This window comes from Pseudomonas huaxiensis, from assembly GCF_003231275.1.
Taxonomy (GTDB): domain Bacteria; phylum Pseudomonadota; class Gammaproteobacteria; order Pseudomonadales; family Pseudomonadaceae; genus Aquipseudomonas; species Aquipseudomonas huaxiensis.
In genome coordinates this window covers 1-710 of sequence record NZ_QKVL01000154.1, presented here as the reverse complement: position 1 = coordinate 710, position 710 = coordinate 1, and the positions used below count along the sequence as shown (strand labels likewise).

Below are 710 nucleotides of genomic sequence, written 5' to 3'. Positions count from 1 at the left end.
CTTGAGAACCAGACGCAGAGTTGCAGCGGGCGCGTTGGCCTGGCGGCGACGGTCATGCTGTGCGGATTGCTTTGCATGCCGATGGGAAGGAGCGCAGAGGCGGGAATTCTTGAGGGGGTCAATCACACACACTGGGCGATCAATCGGTTCAGTGTCGATGGGCGCTCAGGTATGGACACGATTGGGCCTTGGCAGGGCGGTGGAGGTGGTCACTACAGCATTACCGGAAAGTGGCAAGCCGGAATGACAGTACAAGTTGATTGGGAAACGGGTGTCGCAGGAACAAAAGGATTCCCCGGTTTTGGTGATGATCAGAAATATGAGGCTTGGGCCTCGAAACTAAGAGCTCAAAAACGCCAGCTCAGTAGAGAGGTTCCCGTCCCCGACTACACCGGCCAGTCCACCTGTGGCCTGACCGTGCATTTCCTGCCATGCGATGAAATCCAGCTCACCACGTCCTGTCATCGCTATGGCAGCCCTGAGTACCCGATCAAGACCCCGCTGAAACTCCCGAAGCCGCAGTCATGCCCTGTGACCGGAGATTCATCCACGGGAGACGCTTCATGATGAGTTTCTTGGTTCAAGCAAGGCGCCTTGTCATTTGTGGATTGGCTGGCGCGTTGTTTATCCCTGCTGCTCAGGCCGGAATCATTAAGGGGGTTAACCATACCCATTGGGCGATCAACAAGTTCAGTGTGGATGGGCGGTCT

General features: G+C 56.2%; 1 protein-coding gene. It reads left to right on the top strand.

The window, feature by feature from the left end; translation table 11 throughout:
- Positions 1-54: 54 nt before the first annotated feature.
- The gene (locus tag DM374_RS32675; RefSeq protein WP_110973538.1) at positions 55-567 is read left to right on the top strand and encodes a DUF3304 domain-containing protein; all 513 of its coding nucleotides are present in this window, start codon (positions 55-57) and stop codon (positions 565-567) included.
- The last annotated feature ends 143 nt before the right edge of the window (positions 568-710 follow it).